At 35.0% G+C, this 20,451-nt stretch carries 14 protein-coding genes; 8 read left to right on the top strand and 6 right to left on the bottom strand.

All coding sequences use genetic code 11. The features are described 5' to 3' along the window. Positions 1-89: 89 nt before the first annotated feature. The 3 genes from QZ659_RS13185 (at position 90) to QZ659_RS13175 (ending at position 4,075) form a co-directional block, all read left to right on the top strand. Entirely contained in the window at positions 90-1,559 is a 1,470-nt protein-coding gene (locus QZ659_RS13185; protein ID WP_291726293.1) for an alkaline phosphatase PhoX, read from the top strand. A gap of 106 nt (positions 1,560-1,665) precedes the next feature. Beyond that, entirely contained in the window at positions 1,666-3,507 is a 1,842-nt protein-coding gene (locus tag QZ659_RS13180) for a cytochrome-c peroxidase (RefSeq protein WP_291726292.1), read from the top strand. A gap of 64 nt (positions 3,508-3,571) precedes the next feature. Continuing rightward, positions 3,572-4,075 carry a barstar family protein gene (locus QZ659_RS13175; RefSeq protein ID WP_291726291.1) on the top strand — a complete coding sequence of 168 codons (504 nt, stop codon included), beginning with the start codon at positions 3,572-3,574 and terminating at the stop codon, positions 4,073-4,075. 18 nt (positions 4,076-4,093) lie between these two features. Here the strand turns inward: QZ659_RS13175 and QZ659_RS13170 are convergent, their stop codons facing one another. Next, the gene (locus QZ659_RS13170) at positions 4,094-4,930 is read right to left on the bottom strand and encodes a hypothetical protein (protein WP_291726290.1); all 837 of its coding nucleotides are present in this window, start codon (positions 4,928-4,930) and stop codon (positions 4,094-4,096) included. 139 nt (positions 4,931-5,069) lie between these two features. On the opposite strand from QZ659_RS13170, the gene QZ659_RS13165 reads away from it, so the two are divergent. After that, the gene (locus tag QZ659_RS13165) at positions 5,070-6,335 is read left to right on the top strand and encodes an NAD(P)-dependent oxidoreductase (RefSeq protein WP_291726289.1); all 1,266 of its coding nucleotides are present in this window, start codon (positions 5,070-5,072) and stop codon (positions 6,333-6,335) included. A 222-nt stretch (positions 6,336-6,557) separates the two neighbouring features. Beyond that, positions 6,558-7,130 (top strand): hypothetical protein, encoded by a 573-nt coding sequence (locus QZ659_RS13160; protein WP_291726288.1) that lies wholly within the window; start codon positions 6,558-6,560, stop codon positions 7,128-7,130. Between the two features lie 77 nt (positions 7,131-7,207). Here QZ659_RS13160 and QZ659_RS13155 read toward each other — a convergent pair whose 3' ends face one another. Together QZ659_RS13155 and QZ659_RS13150 are read right to left on the bottom strand one after the other, a co-directional pair. Then, the gene (locus QZ659_RS13155) at positions 7,208-11,008 is read right to left on the bottom strand and encodes a gliding motility-associated C-terminal domain-containing protein (protein WP_291726287.1); all 3,801 of its coding nucleotides are present in this window, start codon (positions 11,006-11,008) and stop codon (positions 7,208-7,210) included. Positions 11,009-11,172: 164 nt separating this feature from the next. Beyond that, a complete protein-coding gene (locus tag QZ659_RS13150) occupies positions 11,173-11,334 on the bottom strand; it encodes a hypothetical protein (RefSeq protein WP_291726286.1) in 162 nt (53 codons plus the stop codon). Between the two features lie 352 nt (positions 11,335-11,686). Here QZ659_RS13150 and QZ659_RS13145 point away from each other — a divergent pair, with 352 nt between their 5' ends. Then, positions 11,687-12,148 (top strand): hypothetical protein, encoded by a 462-nt coding sequence (locus tag QZ659_RS13145; protein WP_291726285.1) that lies wholly within the window; start codon positions 11,687-11,689, stop codon positions 12,146-12,148. 69 nt (positions 12,149-12,217) lie between these two features. Here the strand turns inward: QZ659_RS13145 and QZ659_RS13140 are convergent, their stop codons facing one another. Together QZ659_RS13140 and QZ659_RS13135 are read right to left on the bottom strand one after the other, a co-directional pair. Continuing rightward, positions 12,218-13,420 carry a hypothetical protein gene (locus QZ659_RS13140; protein WP_291726284.1) on the bottom strand — a complete coding sequence of 401 codons (1,203 nt, stop codon included), beginning with the start codon at positions 13,418-13,420 and terminating at the stop codon, positions 12,218-12,220. Between the two features lie 120 nt (positions 13,421-13,540). After that, positions 13,541-16,831 carry a S41 family peptidase gene (locus QZ659_RS13135; protein WP_291726283.1) on the bottom strand — a complete coding sequence of 1,097 codons (3,291 nt, stop codon included), beginning with the start codon at positions 16,829-16,831 and terminating at the stop codon, positions 13,541-13,543. Between the two features lie 265 nt (positions 16,832-17,096). On the opposite strand from QZ659_RS13135, the gene QZ659_RS13130 reads away from it, so the two are divergent. Continuing rightward, positions 17,097-18,182, top strand: a complete 1,086-nt coding sequence (locus QZ659_RS13130) for a DNA methyltransferase (RefSeq protein ID WP_291726282.1) — start codon at positions 17,097-17,099, stop codon at positions 18,180-18,182. Further along, positions 18,164-19,366 (top strand): hypothetical protein, encoded by a 1,203-nt coding sequence (locus tag QZ659_RS13125; protein ID WP_291726281.1) that lies wholly within the window; start codon positions 18,164-18,166, stop codon positions 19,364-19,366. The genes QZ659_RS13130 and QZ659_RS13125 overlap by 19 nt, the downstream gene beginning before the upstream one ends. Positions 19,367-19,422: 56 nt before the next feature. Here the strand turns inward: QZ659_RS13125 and QZ659_RS13120 are convergent, their stop codons facing one another. Further along, positions 19,423-20,427: a quinone oxidoreductase family protein gene (locus QZ659_RS13120; protein ID WP_291726280.1), complete on the bottom strand. Its 1,005-nt coding sequence runs from the start codon at positions 20,425-20,427 to the stop codon at positions 19,423-19,425. Between the last annotated feature and the right edge of the window lie 24 nt (positions 20,428-20,451).

Raw genomic sequence — 20,451 nt, 5'->3', positions numbered from 1 at the left:
AAACGGTAAGCACAAGATGGAATCTTGCGCTAGAAAACCATTCTTAAACAAGTTCAGCATTAAAAATTTACTATTCAAAATCATTCAAAATGAAACCTTCAAAAATTACCTTATTTACCTTAGCGTTGGCTGCAACTAGCCTTGTCTCTTCTTGTAAAGATGACGAAAATACGCCAGATGTTATCACAACAGAAGCAGAATTGGTCGCTCATTCTATTACGCCTTCTTTCTTGAAACTCACTTCGGAGTTTTCTTCTGTAAAAGTTTATCCTTTACTTACTTCGGAAGACAAACTAAGCGAAAGTCCAGAATTTGTATATGGCTCAATGGCTGATGGTGCTGGTCTTTTAAGAAATGCAGACGGTACTTATACGCTCATCAACAATATTGAAGCAGATTATTCTATCGCCAGAATTACTTTTGACAAAACCTTCAAACCTGTAAAGGGCGAGTATATCCTCAACGCACAAGCTACAGCTGCTACGGCACAGTGTTCGGGTACGCTTATCACGCCTGAAGAACACGGTTTTGGTCCTTTGTACCTTTCTGGTGGAGAATGGGGTGGAGCTTCAAAAGGTGTTTTTGCTACTGACCCTTTCAAAAGTGCTACATCGGCTTCTTCGGCTCGTATGCTTACTGCAATGGGACAATGGTCGACAGAAAATGCTGTTCCGATAGGAAAAGAGGCTTATCCTAACCAAACCGTTGTTTTTATCGGAGACGACCATTCAGACAACGCCATTCCTTCTGGGCAGCTTGGAATGTATGTAGGCAATAGGGGCGATTTAGATGGTGGAAAGTTGTACACTTTGAAAGTTACTTCTGCTGGTATCAATTACGAAATGGATATGCAAGAAGGAGTTTCTTATGATATGGAATTTGTAGAAATGAATGAAACACAAATCGATTTATTGGATGCAGAAGCAAAACAAAAAGGTGCAATGGGATTCTCAAGAGTAGAAGACATTGACTGGCGAAGAGGTTCGGCTGCCAACAACAGAGAAGTTTATTTCTGTGTTACAGGACGTAAAAAAGATGGTTTGGTAGGAAAAGGAACATTTTATGGTCGTGTTTATAAGTTAGAGATGAACCCAGAAGACCCAACCAAAGCAGGAAAAATTACGTGTGTTTTGGATGGCGACAAGCTAGATGGAAAAGCAAAAGCATTCCACAGTCCAGACAATATTTTAGTTACAGAAAACTACGCTTATATCCAAGAAGACCCTAACGGTTATCCTGACACGCCAGACAAAGACCACTTTGCACGTTTGTATCAATACGATTTGAGAACTGGAGCATTGAAAACTGTTCTTGAATGTAACCAAACCACAGCAGCAACACAAGGTTACGGAGCAACAGACGATATGTGGGAAATCACTGGAATGATTGATGTTTCTGATATTATCGGAATTGATGAAACATTCTTAGTAATTACTCAAAATCACGGATGGGTAAAAGAAGATGGAGTACCATTCACAGACCCTAATGCTGTTTCAGATTTGGGAGCAAGTACAAAAGAAGGCAGTATGTTATTTATTGTCAATGGTTTAGGAAGATAATTTTTTTTCTATGTGTAGTACATGTAAGGAAAAGGCATGCCTTTTCCTTACACTTTGTATGTATGTAAATGTTTTTATATCTCGTGGGTGATTATAACAAATAAAAATGAAACACTTTGCTCTCCTCCTTACTTTTTTGTCTATTGTTTTACTTGTAGCCTGTAATTCTTCAAATAAAGAAACCAAACAAGCTATTTCTAAAGAAATCACAACACCATTTCAAGAAATTGAAAATATTTATCTTTCCCACATAGAAAACTGTATCAACAACCTAGAGGCTAGCAAAACAGCTCTCAATCTCATTGATAAAGACACAGCGTATAACAAAATTCACATTCAGAAAAGCCAAAATCATTATAAAGAGGCGAGAAGGAGTTTTAAGAAGATAGAATCTATTTTGGCTTTCGTAGATGGGGAAAATTATAAGACCTTAAATGCTCCAAATATCTTAAAAGTAGAGGAAGAAGATGCAACCAATATAAAAATCATTGAACCTTTTGGATTTCAAGTCTTGGAAGAACTTTTGTTTTTAGAAGAGATAGAACAAGAAACTATAAAGGACATTCAAAAAACGGCAGACAAAACGCTTCAACGCTTACGACTTATTTCTAACAACACTGACCTTTCTGTCTATAAAAACTATCATTTTTTATGGCTTTTCAGAGATGCCATTTTTAGAGTAGCTTTGACAGGAATTACAGGCTTCGATTCTCCTTCTGGTCTTTCATTGGAGGATAATAAAATTGTCTATCAAGAATTAGAAAACTATTTAACGCTCTTTGAAAAGGAATTTAAAAACCAACAGCTTTATCAAGATTGGAAAAATGCGCTACAAAAAAGCAGTCAGTTCCTTACAGAAAATGAAACCACCAATTTTGAATATTTTGATAGATATTCATTCATTAAAAATCATACAGAAAAACAAATTCAACTTTGGAACAAAACAGTAAAAGACTGGAATGTAGATTTTCCACTAGAGCTTGCCATTCAAAATGATGCGACTTCACTTTTTTCTGATTCTACTTTTAACCTCAACTTCTTTTCTGACCAAAAATTAGGACAGATTTCGAAAGACAAAGTCGTTTTGGGAAAACAGCTTTTTAATGATACAAACCTTTCTAGAAACAAAAAAATGAGCTGTGCCACTTGCCATAGCCAAGATTTAGCTTTTACAGATGGAAAGAAAATTTCAGAAGGACAAAAAAGAAACAGTCCAACCCTAACGTATGCAGCACTTCAAAAAGGATTTTTTCACGACAACCGAGCAGGCAGCTTAGAAGGACAAATTGTATCAGTTATCAATAATGAAACAGAATTTCATACCAATGCTGAGATTATGCTTTCTGCTGTCAGAGAAAACTCGGAATACGTCAAAACCTTTGCAGAACTTTATCCAGATAGCCTAACAGAGCAAAATATCCGTACAGCAATGGCAGATTATATCCGAAGTTTGTCGCCATTTTCTTCCAAGTTAGACAAAAATATGAGGGGAATAGAAAATACATTTACCCAAAATGAAATCAATGGCTTCAATCTTTTTATGGGAAAGGCAGCCTGTGCGACGTGTCATTTTGCACCGCTTTTCAACGGAACTGTTCCAACTTCTTTCAAAGAATCTGAAATAGAACTGCTTGGTGTTCCTACTCAAAACGATACTATAAATGCTAAAATAGATACAGATTTGGGTAGATACAATGTTTTTCAAACAGAAGAAAAAAAGCACTTTTTCAAAACTCCAACACTTCGAAATATCTCCAAAACTGCTCCTTATATGCACAATGGCGTATATCAGACACTAGAAGAAGTGATGGACTTTTATAACCGTGGTGGTGGAGCAGGCATCGGAATTGATTTAAAATATCAGACTCTACCAGTCAAGCCTTTGAATCTTTCAGAACAGGAAATTAAAGATGTTATAAGTTTTTTGAAGACTTTGGAGGATGAGTAAAACAAAATAAGAAATATTTCATATTTTACGTTAAATAAGATTACGTAATTCTTAATTTTCTACAATGGCAGACCACGAAGATAAAGCTAAAAAAAGACAACAACTAAGAGATAAAAATGTCGATTTGAGTATAATAGGAAATGGTTTCGTGAGGTTGTATCACAAAGAAAGCGTATTAGATTATGATATTAAGTTACTGGAAGACAAAAGTTATGAGATAATAGAATTTGAAGGAAACTTTCTATCAAACAAGACAGAACTACATTATGACCTACAACAGAAGCTAAACTTTCCAGATTATTATGGTAAAAATTTCGATGCTCTCAACGATTGCTTATACGATTATGAAGTCCATCAAAATGGTACAGTAATAGTTTTTAGGCACTTAAATTATTTAGATGAGTGGAGTATAACAATGCTTTTGGATATCTTCGCCTTTCAAGGTAGGCGAAAGTTTGCTCACGGAAAAAAACTATTAGTTTTAGTACAAATAGATGACAGGAATTTCAAAATTACAGAACCCATAGGAGCGATAAACCTCTATCTTTTAAATGACAAGGAACGATAAGCATGTTGTTTCACTTGTTCAATAGCCTTTCAAAGGACTATCATAATAATGAATCAGTAATATATGTTTTCCTTCTATATCATAAACAGAATATATTTTGTCTTTGTAATGGAAAATAAAGGTTTGATTTTTTGGTAGTAGTTTTACTTTGTAGAAAACTGCTCCATATTGTAACGTAGAATCATTTATTCGCTTTAAATAAGGTTTTTCTGTGAGGTCAGATTTTTTGATACTTTTCTTTGTAAATCCCTTAGGGTAATCAATATTTATTCCCTTTGGGCTACTATGAAAATCCTCTACAAAATCGTATTGAGCATAATTAGTAGATACACTTTCACTAACTGAAATAGAATCTTTTAGATTGAGATTGCTATCAAATCTATACAAATTTTTATGTGTTTGCCTAAAAACTTCTCCTCTGATAGCTTCAAAACTCTGAAAGTTAAAATCAATGTCGTGATACACAACAGTGTCTATTTGACCAGTATTGACATTCAGTAATTTCATATTGAAATAGTAATCATCATAAGCAAATATGATAGAATCATTGATTACATTGGCATATCCCCAACCGTTGTCTCCCATTTGACTTCTACCTAAATAAGAAGAATCTGTATTGTTGATTTCAAAAAATACTGTATCAACTTTTGTGAAATTTTCTAAAGGTTCGTTTATGATTTTTGTCTTATTATTGGTTTCAACAGGAGTTTCTTTAGCAATATCTTTCTTAGTTATGGTTGGAGTTTCCACAATCAAATTTTGTTTCTCTTGTTGCTCATTAGATTTCTTTTCAGATTTTGCATTGCACGAAAAAACTATAAATAACAATAGTAAAAAGGCATATTTAATTTTCATTTATGAGTATAAAGTTGTATAGATGATAATGAGCTATTGAGATACTACAAAAGTAAAAAAGTCTTTTTGAATGCTATATTATTGACATTTTCGTAATTTGCAGCAAAAATAAATCAAGCACACAAAATACAGATTTTATATGCAAAAAATTGCCCTTATCAGAGAAGGCAAAACGCCACCCGACCGTCGTGTCGCTCTTACTCCTACACAATGCCAAGAAGTTTTAGATAAATACAGACAAACAGATAAAGATTTTGAAATTTTAGTGCAGCCGAGTCCAATTCGTTGTTTTTCAGAAGAAGAATACAAGGAAGCAGGGTGTAGAATTACAGAAGATATAAGCGAAGCAAATATTTTATTAGGTGTAAAAGAAGTTCCAAAGCCACAACTTATCTCTGATAAAACCTATTTATTTTTCTCTCATACCATCAAAAAGCAACCGTATAATAGAGATTTATTAGAAAAAATCATTGAAAAAAATATTCGTCTAATAGACTACGAAGTCTTGACCAATGCAGCAGGGCAGCGAGTGATTGCCTTTGGACGTTATGCAGGAATTGTAGGAGCATATAATGGTATTTTGACGTATGGAAAGCGTTTTGGCTTGTTTGATTTGAAGCCAGCCAACGAATGTTTTGATATGGAAGAAATGTGGAGCGAGTTTGAAAAAGTCAAATTGCCAGCTATCAAAATTGCCGTTACGGGAGGGGGAAGAGTAGCCAAAGGTTCGGTAGAAGTTTTGGAAGGAATGAAAATAAAAGAAGTCAGTCCAGAAGAGTATTTGAACAAAACATTTGATGAAGCTGTCTTTACTCGCCTTCGCTCAAAAGATTATCATTTTAAGAAAGGCAAAACAAAAGAAAACAAAGAGTTTGATTTAAAGGATTTTTATAATAATGCAGCAAATTATGAAAGTCATTTTTCAGATTTCACAAAAGAAACTGATTTGCTTATTGCTGCTGCCTACTGGAATCCGAAATCGCCTGTTTTGTTTACCAAAGACGAAATGAAACAAGATGATTTCAAAGTAAAAGTTATTGCAGATATTACTTGCGATATTGAAGGCTCTATTCCTTCTACAAAACGTCCTTCAACGATAGCAGAGCCATTTTATGATTACAATACCAAAACAGAAAGCGAGGAAAAACCTTTTTCTGACGAAGCAAATGTAACCGTTATGGCAGTGGATAATTTACCTTGTGAGCTTCCTAGAGATGCTTCCAGAGATTTTGGTAGAGAACTTATAGACCAAGTTTTGCCTTATCTACTTTTTGAAGACAATCCTCATTATCTAAAAGAACATAACTTTACGGATGGATATAGAATAAAAAGAGCAACTGTTGCCAAAAATAAAGACCTCGGAGAAGATTTTGAATATTTGAGAGATTATTTGGAAGGGAGATAATTCAGTTTCTTCTTTTTTTCGGTCTGCTCTGACGAGACTGACCTATCTTTAATAAAGGTCAGCCCGATAGGGCAGTACCGAAAATTTAATATAAATGAGAAAATATACATTACTTCTACTACTATTTTGTTTTGCCCTTTTTGGGTGTTCATCAAGCAATTCAAATGAAAAAACTGCTGTAAAAAGTATCTATAAAAATTATATCAATCACAGTTATTTAGAATGCTTGAAAATGACTTACCTTGTGAATGTTACACAAAAATTACCTCTATAAATATAGACAGTAATTATGTTAATATTTTCGGAGGTGGTATAGAGCCAATGAATTTTCCTTACGAAATAAGAAATGATACTCTATTTCCAGCAACGGATGATGAAGACAAAAATAGTATGTTAGAATTCATAAAAAATGAATTTACTAATTATATCGTTTTAAAAAAAGATACTTTAAAGGTTCATAATAAAAACAAAGAAATCATACTGAAAGCCCTAAATAAAGTGCAATACGATTCTTTAGATGTTTATGACTTTCAACACAAATTAAATATTGATTTTTTAGTTAAGAGAATTGATGATAAAGACTTTATAAGCAATTTAGAAATTGACCAAAACACCTCATTAAGTTGTCATCCTTCTATGGGAGTAAACTTTATATGGAATAACCCTCCTCAAAAACATTGGATAATAGAAAAAGACCAAGATAGTTTAGCTGTTTATCAAGATTTAACAAGTGAAAAACTATTACCTCATATGGAAGTAAAAAAGAAATTTTACAAAAAATACAAGATGAAATAAATTATTCATTTGACACCTAAAAAAACCGTACTCTTTTCAGAATACGGTTTTGTCTTTTTAATAAGAATAGAGTTTTACTAATCTCTCAAAATAGTCAGCCAGTTTTTATACGTTTTGTTTCTGTATTTGATAAGGAAATAATATTGTCCTGAAATGGCATTACCTCCATCCCACTCAAAATTACGGTCGGTGCTTTCAAAGAGAAGCTGTCCCCAACGGTTATAAATCTCAACGCCTTGAAACTGGTCGTTACAATCATCCTGTGGAAGATTTGGAATGTAGAAAGTATCATTTTTTCCATCTCCGTTTGGTGTAAAGACATTAGCTGGTGTAAAATCAAGATTGACAGTTTCATCTTCTACAATAATAGTAAGTATTTTTGGAGTAGAAGCACGCAAACCACAACGAGTAGTATCAGAAGCAGTAAAGATGACTTTAAATTCTTTACTAAACTCACCTTCTAAAATATCACATTCTGGAGTCCAAGAAAAATCGCTTTCAAGAACTGGGAAACCCTGTTTATTTTCATATTGCATCCCCAAGTCTGATAAATTAAATCCTACACCACGAGCAGATAAGGCTAATTTGTCGCCATCTACATCATTGGCAAGCGTAGGAATAATAACTTCTTGTCCTACACCTATACGAACAACATATTCATCTGGATTTGTTATAGAGATAGAATCAGTATTTTGAAGCTCTAAGCTAGGAGGTGTATTCTGTGAGTCGACAGTAAGGTCAAAACGAACTCTTATAGTATCTGTATAAATAATATCACAGTTGGCAATGTCAGTTACTATAAATTCAGCAATATACGACGTATCAGCATTCTGAAAACCAAGATCTGAACACAAAGGCTGCCATGTAAACTCACTTGTTAGAGTTGGTGTACCAAAAACATCTTCAAAGTTCATATTCAAATCAGTAAAATTGAAATCTACGCCCCTTCCTTCTAAAGAAAGAACACTGTTATCTGCATCTTCTCCTGTTACATTGAAACGAACAAACTCATCTACACGCACTGGACGGATATACAAATCTTGTGCAGCATCAAAGGTTAGATTAGCCGATATTTCTGGCGCACGGTTCGGATTTCGCTCATATAATAAAACCAATTTTACTCTAGTTGTGTCTTCTAAAGATTCTTGACACTCATTAAAATCTCTGATAATAAAGTCTATCAAAAACTCTCTTTGTGGATTAGCTACTGGTTCTTCACCCAAATATTCACACAAGGTTTGCCAATCAAACGTACTTTCTACTGGAGCAAAGTCATTCACTTGTGGGAAAGTCATGTTAAAATCTGAAAGGTCAAAACCAACACCTTCTGCATACAAAAGTACACTATCTCGCTGTGCATCTAGCCCTAAAACATCAAAAGAAATAGCATCACCAACAAAAACAGTATCTACAAAAACCTGTTCAAGGTCGTTGAAAGTAGTAATTTCTGGTTTAGCTTCTGGAGCTGTGTTGTTTGGGTCTGGAGGAAGTACAATCAGTTGTACATCAATCTCTTCATCCAATGAACTTTCACACTCATTAAAATCTGTTACTTGAAATTTCAAATTTATTGGTTCTCCAATAGGAATGTTAGTTTGCTCACAGCTAGTATTCCAAACAAAATCTGTTGTTTGAACAGGTCGTCCACTTACTTCAGTAAACTGCATTTGAAATTCAGCAAAATTAAATCCTACTCCATTTCCTGTAATCAAGATACTATCTCCGTTAGCATCGTCTCCTGTAAGCGTAAAACGATAAGGTTCTCCCAAAGTAAGCGTATCATAATATGTCATACGAGCCGAATCGTACACTAAAGAAGCACGAATAGTAGGACGAATATTTGGACGTGGTAAAAGCACTACACGCACTTGTATTTGGTCTGTCAGACTAGCATCTCCACACGCATCATAGTCAGTTACATTAAAATTCATTACAAAAGTCTGTGCGCTACGTGGGTCATTCAAATCTTCACAACTTGTCTGCCAAGAAAAATTAGAATTTATACTTCCAATTCCCTGCAAAGGAGAATAAGAAATATTTCTTCCACTAGCATTAAAATTTTGAGGAACAAATTCTACGCTCAAACTATCGCCATCTGGGTCAGTAGCAAGTGTATTAAAATCAATAACCTCACCTACAAAAACACTATCATAAACATATTGATTTGTAGTTGGGTCAAAGGTTAGGTTAGTAGTTATATCTGGCGCACGATTTTGTGTAGTATCTTTCAAAACTTTGATTTTCAAACAAGTTTCTACTTGAGAAGGATTATCACAATTTCGTTGGTCGGTTGTAGTAAAACTTACATCAAAGGTTTGCTCTGTCTGATTTGGAGCAAGTACGTTACAATCAGGTGTCCATGTTAGCTGTCCGTTCAAAACAGGTTGTCCTTGTGTTTGTCCTGTATAAGAAGCTCCTGCTGGCAAACCATTTATATTTACTTGAAGCGAATCTCCATTAGGGTCATCTGCTGTTGTATTGATAACAAGTTGATTACCTACTACTACTTCTTTGATATAACAATTTGTTGCAGCATCAAAAGTAGCATCTGTTACAAAAGTTGGAGGGTCATTTGGAGGATTTCTTATCAAAACATTAACACGAATCGTATCTAAAAGTGGCACAGCACAGCTATTATCTGCCACAATAAAATCCATAATATATGGCTCGGTTGGGTCATTAATATTTAATGGACATTTTGGAAAACAAACACCTAAAGAAAGCTCATCGCCAGCACCGCTAATATTTCCTCCATTTTCTAGTAAAATTCCACTTCCATCTGTAAAATTAATAGGTTTTACTCGTGCAGAAATAACAGTATTTGGGTCAGAATCTGTAACCAAAAGATTTCCACATCTATCTTCATTTGGGTCAAGGATAATAGTTGTTCCTTCTACATAACGGTTAGGTTCTGCATTGGCTTGAAATGCCAAATTAGGTTTTGTAGCTGTCGGACAATCAATTACTAAAAGTTGATAATCTCGTCGCACCTCTCCTATTTTGACTCCATTTCGAAACTCATCTACGGCAATAGCAAATACATAAAGACCTGTTTGGGAAGCTGTTAATGAAATAATTCCATCTTGGTCTATACTAAGAGGCACACTGCCTGGCACCATATTATTAAGTGTTATTCCAGGCACAAATTCCACAAGTGAATAAGGTCCAGGACGAGGGTCTATACGAGGGTCATCAAAAGTACTATTTCCATTGATAGGAACAGTAAGACGATAACGAAGTTCATCGCCATCTGGGTCTGCACCACTAAAGTCGAAGAAAAAAGGCTGATTGACACACACATAATCACTAAGTGGAGGAAATATTTGAGGCGCAGAGTTGATAAAAGGATTGCCATTTCTATCTACTAAAGCAGGAAATTCTAAATACATGGTTAGTCCAGCATTTTCAGGAGCTATAATATTACTGATAATATTATTTCTACAACAACGCTCCCAAACCATATAGTAGCCTTCTTGCTCATTGAAACGAGAACGGTCTAGGGTTATTTCTTGTGCATAATAAATACGACGCACAAGTAGTGTTCCGATAGCACAGTCTGGGTCTGTATAAGGAACTGGCTCATCAGAAATACGAGGAATTTCTAAGAAAAGCAACTGTCTATCATCCCGTTTAGAAAAAACACCTATTTTAGCAGTTTCTCCAATCGCCCCTGGATTTCCATTTACAGCATCAAAATATTTTACCATTCCGATACGATACCTATTTCCTTGAATGTGGGTAAATTCAAGTTCGCCTCCTACAATATGGGTTGCATAAGCAGAATAGCTAGTAGATAGGAATAAGACAGCGAAAAACAGTAGCAATATTAAAAAATGAGTGCCTTTTTTGAAGTGATGAAGGTAGGATAGAGTTGTCAAAATTTTATACAGTTATGTAATTTTCTTAAAGATAATTTTAGTGGATGAGGTATTTGTATTTTTTTTATAAAAATACAACAAAAAAACCTTATAAGACTAACTCATAAGGTTTTTAACAATTCGAAGATGTTTGGAATACTTTTTTACAAAGTTTTCATGTCCATCTAAGACTTAAAAATACTGTAAAGAAGATAAACTCCTCCAATAATTACAGCAAAGGTAAATAGTGTAGATAGTGCACCTACTAGCAATGCACCTACAATTTTGAGAGCTACAATAGCCACGACTACCAAAACAGCCACCTTAACGACTTTCATAATGTTCATAATTTCTTTGAGATTTAAGTGTGAAAAGATAAAATAAATAGTGATTAGTTTGAAGTGTAGTTTTTACTAAAACTCTAAAATACAAAACTTTAATGAGTTTTTGAAAAACAGTCTGTACGTTGTTTAATCTATTATACGGAAGAGTCTGTAAGAAGGATACTTTTGTTTTACTTGTAAGGTTAATTATTTCAACACAATGACTATTTTGTTGATTTATTTTTCAGTAAGTAGATATATTTTAAAAAAAAATTAAACAATATCTATAAAAAAACAGATATGCTACTAGATATTTTATTAAAAAGTATCATTTTTTTAAACTAATTATTTTTCTCATTCCAATTTTTTATCAATTATGCAAGCTGCACAATCTAAAAAAAATGAATATTTAGAACTTCCTTTTGAAGTAGAAGTTCTACAACAAAACGAAATTGCCAACCTTTATTGGATTCCAAAATCAAACACTATGGTCTGTGAGGCAATACACGAATATATGCCAGAAGAGGATTTTAAAATTCTTTTCAATGCTATTTCAGCTCATGTAGCCAAACATCGTCCAGAAAACTTCGTATTCGACAAAAGAGCTTTAAAAGCCTTTCATCAACCTTCTATGGAGTGGTATTTTACAGAATGGAAAACAGAAATGTCTAAAAAATATGGCTTAAAAAAACATCGTAAACTTCTTCCTGCCATCACTTGGTTTGCCCTTGCCGTAAAAGCTGGACGAGCAGAATTAGCAAGAAAATACCCAGATGGAGAGTTTCATAATCTTGATATTCAGTACAAAGACACTATTTTAGAAGCAATCAATTCTTGAGACGCAACTACCATTTAAACAAAAGTCTTATCTCTACCTAACAGAAATAAGACTTTTTAGTGTGAAAATTTAAGCATTATTTTTTCGCTTGTTTACTTCCCTCTGTGCTTTTTCTTTCTTTTTGAGTTCTCGTTTTTCCCTGCGTTTTTTGATTCTTCTGACAGCCATTTCCACTTGTTTTTCTAGGTGTAGCTTTTCTCGTCTGTTTTTCTGAATTTTTTTCTGCAAAGCTCTAAGTTGTGTTTCTGGGTTAGGATACATAATTCGCTGTACCATATCAGCCAAAACTAAAGCCTCTCTAACTTTCGTAATTACTCCTTTAAAACGGTATGCTCTCGCTACTTGGTTTACTCTTGCCAAGCCTTGAATAGCTCTAAAAGTTCTTAGGAAAGAAACCAAAGGAAGTAAAATAATAAATAAATCTATCCAATTCGCTTTACAATAGTCTAGCTTGTCTTTCGTAACAGAAAACATAAGGATAAATTCAAACGTAAAAGCCACCCAAATAAATGCCTGAACAGCTTCCAAATACAGACTAATATCTGGCACACGAGCAGCCACCTGTTCGCCTACTGTTTTATTTAAGTCTATAAATAAAATAGGAATAATAAGAAGGGCAATACCAATCATGGGCATACTAAACTTTCTTTTTAGCTCTTCTAAAAGTATATCATTACACTTACTCCACTTCCAAAACGGAATCCAAAGCCATTCACTATCTGACAAACGCCTTGCACCCATTCGCAAAGGCATTAGGGGAATAGCCACAGCACGAAAAATAAGCTGGGCATTAGAAACTTTTAATCCTTCTTTATTTTTTAAGTAGATGACATAGATTAACTCGGCTAGTGGAATAGTCATCAAAATTCCATATATGAGTGTAGATTGCCACAACACAAAAGGCGTAACCAATGCACGAGACTGTGGAGAAAAACTAAACATAATGATAAAGCCCATCAGCATCAACATCAAAATACTGAACCAAAACATTATAGGAGCAAAACGATTTTCAAATTGTTGTAACTTGCTGATAGATGGCAGTTCTTGACGCACCAAAAGAGGCTCATCCTTCTGTTTGTAGATAGACAATATTTCATCAATCATTTTGCTATACTCATCTACCCCCTCTTGTGTTTCTTCTTCATTTATTTCCTCATTATCAAAAAAAACACGTAAGCGCAACAGTTCAGACGGATTATCTATCTGATTGATTCTTTCTATAAGTTCTTCCTTAGTAGGTAGTTTATGTTCTTTGACAGAATTAGTAGCCATTTGATAAATAGTTTTTCTATGCGTTTTACTAGGTAAATATACAAAAAAGCCTTTGCATCAAAAAAATGATACAAAGGCTAATTTCATTCGTAATTTCTAATTTGGTAATTCGTAATTGAATTACGGCTTTCCACTAGCTGTTTTCTTCTCTGCAATTTGCTTTAGAAGCACTTCAACAGCTTTTTGAAGTTGCTCGTCTTCGTTATTTGCTTTTGCATTCGGAGAGTTTTCAACCAAAATATCGGGCTGTGCTCCGTTGTTTTCCATATTCATTCCAGAGCCTTTTACATACCAGCCCCTAAATGGCAGACGAACAAACGAACCATCTATCAAAGCAGCTCCTCCAGTAGAAATTACTGCGCCAAACGTAGGCTGTCCTACAAGTGTTCCTAACCCTAAGGTTTTGTAAGCGTGAGAGAAAATTTCGGCATTAGAATAACTATTGGCATTACAAAGTGTAATAGATGGTTTTGTCCAAACAGGAAAAGGCAAACGTTCGCCATACGGATAATAATTAGAAAACTCTTTTTGATTTTTCAAATCATCAGTTGCGCCACGAGGAACAGTATAGGCGTGCTGTCTTGTGGTTAGGATTGCCATCAAATAGTCGGTTGTCCAACCACCACCATTGAAGCGAACATCAATGACTAAACCTTCTTTTCCTTCTCCACTCGCTGAAAGTTCACGCTCAAAACGCTCAAAACTCTCCCAGTTCATTCCCTCAATATGAATATAGCCTAGCTTTCCATTAGAATATTTCTCTACCAGTTTACGTCTTTCCATTACCCATTCATTATAAAGTTCATCACCCAGTGAAGTAACAGGACGAATAATAACCTCTCTAGTTTCGCCTTTAGTATTTTTCACTCCCAAAACGGTACGAATATCAGATTTATCAGCAAAGAGATTATAGAAATTTTCTTCTAGTTTGACAGGCTGTCCATCAACAGAAGTAATTATATCACCTACATTAATTTTGCTAAATTCCTTATCGGCAGGGCTATTTGGAATTACACGAATTACCTTTGCACCTTCTTTTGTCATCGTGATTTCTGTTCCTAAAAGTCCTGTACGTTCACGCTGCGTTTCGGCACGGTCGCCTGCATAATATCCCATGTGGCTGGCATTGAGTTCACCAAGCATTCGGTTCATCATCTCTTGAAAATCACGTTCAGAAGAGGCTTTTTGTGTCCAATTACGGTATTTTTCACCTAATTCTCCCCAGTTTTCTCCGTGAAATTTAGGGTCATAAAAACGCTCATTTATCAAACTCCAAACTTCATTGAAAATCCCTTCTCTTTCTTGTAAATAATCAATTTCCATACGAGCAGAGAAAGGTAATCCTTCTGGCTTAGAAGTAGCAACAGGAACTTTGAAAAGTGAGCCACCACGAGCCACATAAAAAAGTTCTTTTCCATCTGCTGAAAGACTCACTCCATAAGGCGTAGTTCCTCCTTGCGTGATGGCTTTGCGCTCGTCGCCATTCCATTTGATAGAATAAAGGTCTTGGTCGTCGGTAGAAGCCGTCCAGCCACCACGATTGGTAACAAAATAAAATGTTTCTCCATCATCAGAAATAACTAAATCAGACTCATTTCCATTCATAGATGTTACTTGTACAAGGCGTTCGTGTATTCTATCAAAATCTATTTCGATAGGCTCTACTTCTTTTTTCTTATCGTCTTTTTCGTCCTTTTTGTCATCTTTCTTTTCTTCTTTTTTGTCTTCGTCATAACTTATTTTTTCCTCCCAGTCGCTTTTAGTTTTTTGCCAGTCTTTTTTATTGAGCCACACAAACCACACATCTGCATCTCCATTGTTTCTCTCTGAAATAAAACCAAGTTTACTTCCATCTTTACTCCAAAATGGCTCACTATCAATACGTGGATGATAACTAATATTTACAGGTTTTTTGCTTCCATCGGCTGCTGCAATATATACTTCTGCATTAAAATTCAAATCTTCTTGGCTATATGCAATCCATTTACTATCTGGCGACCACTGCAAACCACTTGGCAAGTTCCAACCTTCTAAAATCACTTTTTCGTTTGTGATTTGACCTGTTTTTCCATCAATATCAGCAATGATAAATTTATCAGAACGAGTAAATGAAATCTTTTTTCCATTTGGTGCAATACTTAGATTATCCTCATGTTGAGGCGTTTGGGTAAGGCGAGTAGTTTTGTATTTCAAGGTTTCGAAAAGCCCATTTTTCTTTGCATCGGCAGAAGCTACCATAAAAATATCTTTTTGTCCTTCTCTATCCGAAATAAAAATAACCGTAGAATCATTTAGAAAATCAGCTTCTTGCTCACGAAATGGACTATGAGTAAGGCGAACCGTACGCTTGTTTTCCTTGTCATTTTCCATCAAAAATAGCTCTCCACGAACACCAAAAGTTACCAATTTTCCATTTGGAGAAACTGCATATTCTTGTAGTCTATTACTGTATGTTTTTCTTTCTATTGGGTCAAAGCGATAATCGTAAGTTACGTTTACATTGAGAGAAGTAATTTTTTTAGAATCAACATCTAGCTTAAAAATGCCTGTTCCTTGCTCCAAAACAACTGTTTTTCCATCTTTGCTTACGTCAAAATGACGAACACCATCATCTTTGAAAGTAGTGAGTTGCTGTGTAGTACCATTTATTTTTCCTTCGTCTGTCAGATTTATTTTATAGAGGTTATAACTTCCATCTGCTTCACTTACAAAAAATAAATTACGACTATCCGACCAATCTGGATGCATGTCGTTCCCTGCAAAAGTCGTTAGCTGTGTATATTTTTTGGTTTTGGTATCATACAAATATAAATCACGATTTGCCGAACCACGATAATTTTTGCGCTCTGGTTTGTTGTAGCCCTGTACGTACGCCACAAAACGACCATCTGGCGACATTGAAGGCGTGTAGCCCAAAGCATCCAAATAACGCTCTGGCGTTCCTCCATTGGCAGAAACTTTATGAATTTCTTGCGCCCACTCTGCTTGAGCAAAATCACGACGAGACGTAAAAAGAAGAGAATTATCAGAAGTCCAACCTCCTAAATTATCTCCAGAAGAGCGATAAGTTAGGCGTTTTGGCATTGAACCAACTGTTTCCATTACAAAAATATCATCATTGCCATAACGGTCGCCTTGAAAGGCTATTTGTTTTCCGTCTGGACTAAAATGAGGATTAAATTCGTAGGCTTCATGAATGGTAAGGCGAGTAGCATTTCCACCATTCACAGGCACAGACCAAATATCGCCTTGAAATGAAAAGGCTACTGTTTGTCCGTCTGGACTAATAGCAGGATAACGCAAAAAGGGTTGCTCTGCTTGCTGTGCAAAAGCACTAACAAAACCAGAAGTGGCGATAGCTAAAGCTAAAGTAACTTTTTTGGTTTTATTTAAAATGTGTAAAAAAGGCATATTGAAGTTAGATTAATTTTGACGTGCATATAGGCTAGAAACCCGTATCATACGTAATTATTTACAAATTACGATACAAAAGATAAAGGCACAAATAATTACCTCAATACGTTGTTGTGTATTGAAAAAGGTTACATTTTTTAAATAAAAACTAGATTTATTGTGATTTTTTAAGGTAAAATTTAGTTCGTATAAAAATTATTTCTTTGTTTGTTTAGGTTTTAATATGTTTGTGTTTTATTTCTTTGCTATTAAAATATAAAATATGCTTTTCGAAAATTTTGACTTCAACTTATTAGATAATCCTGATTTCAAAGAAGATAGTGTTAGGGAAGTTCTTATTTTGCCTATTCTTCATGAATTAGGTTATAACCATAATAGCATTGTTAGAAGTAAAACATTGGAACATCCTTTTGTAAAAATAGGCTCAAAAAAACGAAACATACATCTCGTTCCAGACTATTTATTCAAAGTTGGAGAAAGTTATGCATGGGTGTTAGATGCCAAAGCTCCTAATGAAAGTATACACGACAGCGACCATATAGAACAAGTCTATTCCTATGCTATTCATCCCGAAGTACGTACCAAGTTCTTTGCTCTTTGTAATGGGAAGGAATTTATTTTGTTTAGAGATGATGAGAAAAAACCACTTCTATTTTTTCCTATCAGAGATATAGAACACCATTGGCAGCAGTTAGAAAGCTTGCTTTCTCCTTCAGCCTTTCAAACTGGAAAACAATATACTTACACCGACCCTAAGAGTTTTCATAAACAAACAGAATCTAATAAAAACTTCAACTACTTAGAAAAACCTTTTTTAGAGGAAATAAATGTAAAAAAGAGAGCTGCCAAACGTCATTTTGGTGTACACGGTTATTTTACTCGGCAGGCTTGGAATGTAGTGCAAGAATATATCCGTCACTTTTCGCAGAGAGACGATGTAGTATTAGACCCTTTTGGTGGCTCTGGGGTAACAGCCATAGAAGCCTTAATGATAGGTAGAAAAGCCATTCACATAGATATTAATCCAATGTCTGTATTTATGGTAGAAGCCTTGATAGCTCCTGTCAAAATAAGCGACCTCAAACTAGCATTTGAGAAAATAAAAGCTGAATACGAAAAATCAGATATAGAAAATTTCAAAAATTGGGATACCAAGAAGCAAAAAGAACAACTCAAAAAACACTCTTACCCTACTGGCTTTGCTTTGCCTAAAGGCTCTGATGTAAAAGTGATAGAAGATTTGTTTTCAGATGAACAAAAAGCCAAACTTGCATTTGTGAAACATCTTATTAAAAAATTAAAGATAAAAATATTCAAAAATCATTGCTTTTGGCTTTCTCTAGTTTAGTAAATAAAATAAATCTCACTTATCATCACTCTAAATCTGCAAGTAAAAACGCTGGAGATAGTTCTCCAATGAGGTATTATCGTTACAGAATTGCTCCAGATGAGGTAGAACTAGACTTTATACCCAACTTTGAGAAAAAAGTATCAGCTATAGTTAATGCTAAAAAAGAAATAGCATTAGAAGTAATAAAATTTCACAGTACAGTAGAGGAAATAAATAAAAACGCCCAAATAGTAAAAGGAACGGCTACGGATTTGAGTTTTATTAAGAAAGAAAGTGTAGATTATATTTATACAGACCCACCGTATGGAAAGAAGATTCCCTACTTAGATTTGAGTACGATGTGGAATGCGTGGCTAGATTTGGAAGTAACGGAAGAGGATTTTGCACTAGAAGCCATAGAAGGAGGAGAGCAAAAGAAAAGCAAAGACGAGTACAACTCTTTGATGGCAAAATCGATAGAAGAAATGTATCGTGTTTTGAAGTTTGATAGATGGATGAGTTTTGTATTTGCTCACAAAGACCCAGAGTTTTGGCATTTGATAGTCGAAACAGCAGAGCGTTGTGGTTTTGAATATGCTGGTGCTGTGGCTCAAAAAAATGGACAGACAAGTTTTAAGAAACGTCAGCATCCATTTACTGTTTTATCTGGTCAGCTTATCATTAATTTTAAGAAAGTTAGAAAGCCTAGAGCGATTATGAAAGCTGCTTTAGGAATGAATATCGCTGAAATAATTATCCAAACAACTGAAGGTGTCATTGCACAAAATAACGGAGCTACCTTAGAGCAAATCAACGACGAACTAATCATAAAAGGCTTAGAACTTGGCTTTTTAGATTTATTGAAAAAAGAATATTCTGACCTTACGCCTTTTCTCTTGGGAACTTTTGATTATGATGACAAAACAGAACTTTTTACCATTCAAAAAAATCAAAAATTCAAAACACATATTGATTTACATTTGAGAGTGCGTTATTATTTGATTTCTTATCTTCGAAGAATGGAAAGAGAAAACAAAAAGGCTCGTTTTGATGAAATTGTTTTGCATATTTTACCTCTTCTCAAAAATGGAATTACTCCAGAAGCACAAACTATTTTGAAAGTTTTGGAGGATATTGCAGAACGAGTAGGAGAAGAATCTTGGCGATTGAAAAAAGGAGGACAAGTAAAATTATTCGAATAAACTTTATTCTAAAATTACTGACAGCCTCAAAAGAGGTCTGTCAGAATTTGAATGGGTTATTTCATAGAAACAACGAGCTTTCCAAAGCCTTCTCCTTCTTTCATGGTATCAAAGGCTGAAATAATATCAGAAAAAGGTGTAACTGAACCAATAATAGGTTTTATTTTGTGTTTCTCTACGAAGTTTACCATCTCTACAAATTCCTTATCACTTCCCATCGTTGAGCCTTGAATACGGATTTGATTGAAAAACATTCTGTACAAATCAATTTTTTGAGGCAAGCCAAGCGTTGCTCCATAGAAAACTATACGTCCAGAACGTCCTAAGAGTTTGATAATTTCGGCAAAGGTTTCTCCTCCTGCACTATCGATAGCACAATCAAAACTTCCTACCATTTCTTTGAGTTGCTTATTCCAATCTTCATCTCTATAATTTACAGCACCTGCTGCCCCCATTTCTTCCAACTTCTCTAGTTTTTCATCATCTCCAGAAGTTACAAAAACCTTTGCTCCTGCTGCCACAGCAAATTGAAAGGCAAATTGAGCTACGCCACCACCAGCACCCGAAATCAAAACTTTATCTCCTTTCTTAATGCCTCCATGATAAAACGCAGAACGAAAGGCTGTAAGACCTGCAAGTGGCAAAGCAGCAGCTTCTTCTAAAGAAAGTGATTTTGGTTTTTCTACTAACCTATCTTGATTTACACAAAGAAATTCAGCAAATGTTCCATCAGTAGGCATTCCCAAAATATGATAATCAGCTGATTGGTGTCTCTCGTCGTCTCCCCAGTTGTTATTTGGATTGATAATTACCGTTTTGGATTCCCATTTTTTTGCATTTTCGCCTGTCTTTACGACAATTCCACAACCGTCTGAACCCAACGTTGCAGGGCGAATACCCGGATAAAGTCCTTCTCTTATCCATTGGTCTCTACGATTGAGAGCTGCTGTTTGCATTTGGATAAGCACTTCGTTTTCTTTTGGTTCAGGTGTTTTAACATCTTGAAGCTGAATTCTATCAGAATGAGAACTGTCTTTTTCTAGGAGGCGTAGGGCAAGCATAATTTCAATGGAAAATTAAAAATG

The sequence above is a fragment of the Bernardetia sp. genome, assembly GCF_020630935.1.
Taxonomy (GTDB): Bacteria; Bacteroidota; Bacteroidia; order Cytophagales; family Bernardetiaceae; genus Bernardetia.
Note: the sequence above shows the minus strand (reverse complement) of the source record. Positions and strands in the feature narration are given on the sequence as shown.

Coding starts and splice junctions, on each gene's coding strand:
- QZ659_RS13130 (WP_291726282.1), top strand. CDS start 17,097: ATGCTTTTCGAAAATTTTGACTTCAACTTATTAGATAATCCTGATTTC.
- QZ659_RS13165 (WP_291726289.1), top strand. CDS start 5,070: ATGCAAAAAATTGCCCTTATCAGAGAAGGCAAAACGCCACCCGACCGT.
- QZ659_RS13180 (WP_291726292.1), top strand. CDS start 1,666: ATGAAACACTTTGCTCTCCTCCTTACTTTTTTGTCTATTGTTTTACTT.
- QZ659_RS13160 (WP_291726288.1), top strand. CDS start 6,558: ATGCTTGAAAATGACTTACCTTGTGAATGTTACACAAAAATTACCTCT.
- QZ659_RS13150 (WP_291726286.1), bottom strand. CDS start 11,334: ATGAACATTATGAAAGTCGTTAAGGTGGCTGTTTTGGTAGTCGTGGCT.
- QZ659_RS13170 (WP_291726290.1), bottom strand. CDS start 4,930: ATGAAAATTAAATATGCCTTTTTACTATTGTTATTTATAGTTTTTTCG.
- QZ659_RS13135 (WP_291726283.1), bottom strand. CDS start 16,831: ATGCCTTTTTTACACATTTTAAATAAAACCAAAAAAGTTACTTTAGCT.
- QZ659_RS13120 (WP_291726280.1), bottom strand. CDS start 20,427: ATGCTTGCCCTACGCCTCCTAGAAAAAGACAGTTCTCATTCTGATAGA.
- QZ659_RS13175 (WP_291726291.1), top strand. CDS start 3,572: ATGGCAGACCACGAAGATAAAGCTAAAAAAAGACAACAACTAAGAGAT.
- QZ659_RS13145 (WP_291726285.1), top strand. CDS start 11,687: ATGCAAGCTGCACAATCTAAAAAAAATGAATATTTAGAACTTCCTTTT.
- QZ659_RS13140 (WP_291726284.1), bottom strand. CDS start 13,420: ATGGCTACTAATTCTGTCAAAGAACATAAACTACCTACTAAGGAAGAA.
- QZ659_RS13185 (WP_291726293.1), top strand. CDS start 90: ATGAAACCTTCAAAAATTACCTTATTTACCTTAGCGTTGGCTGCAACT.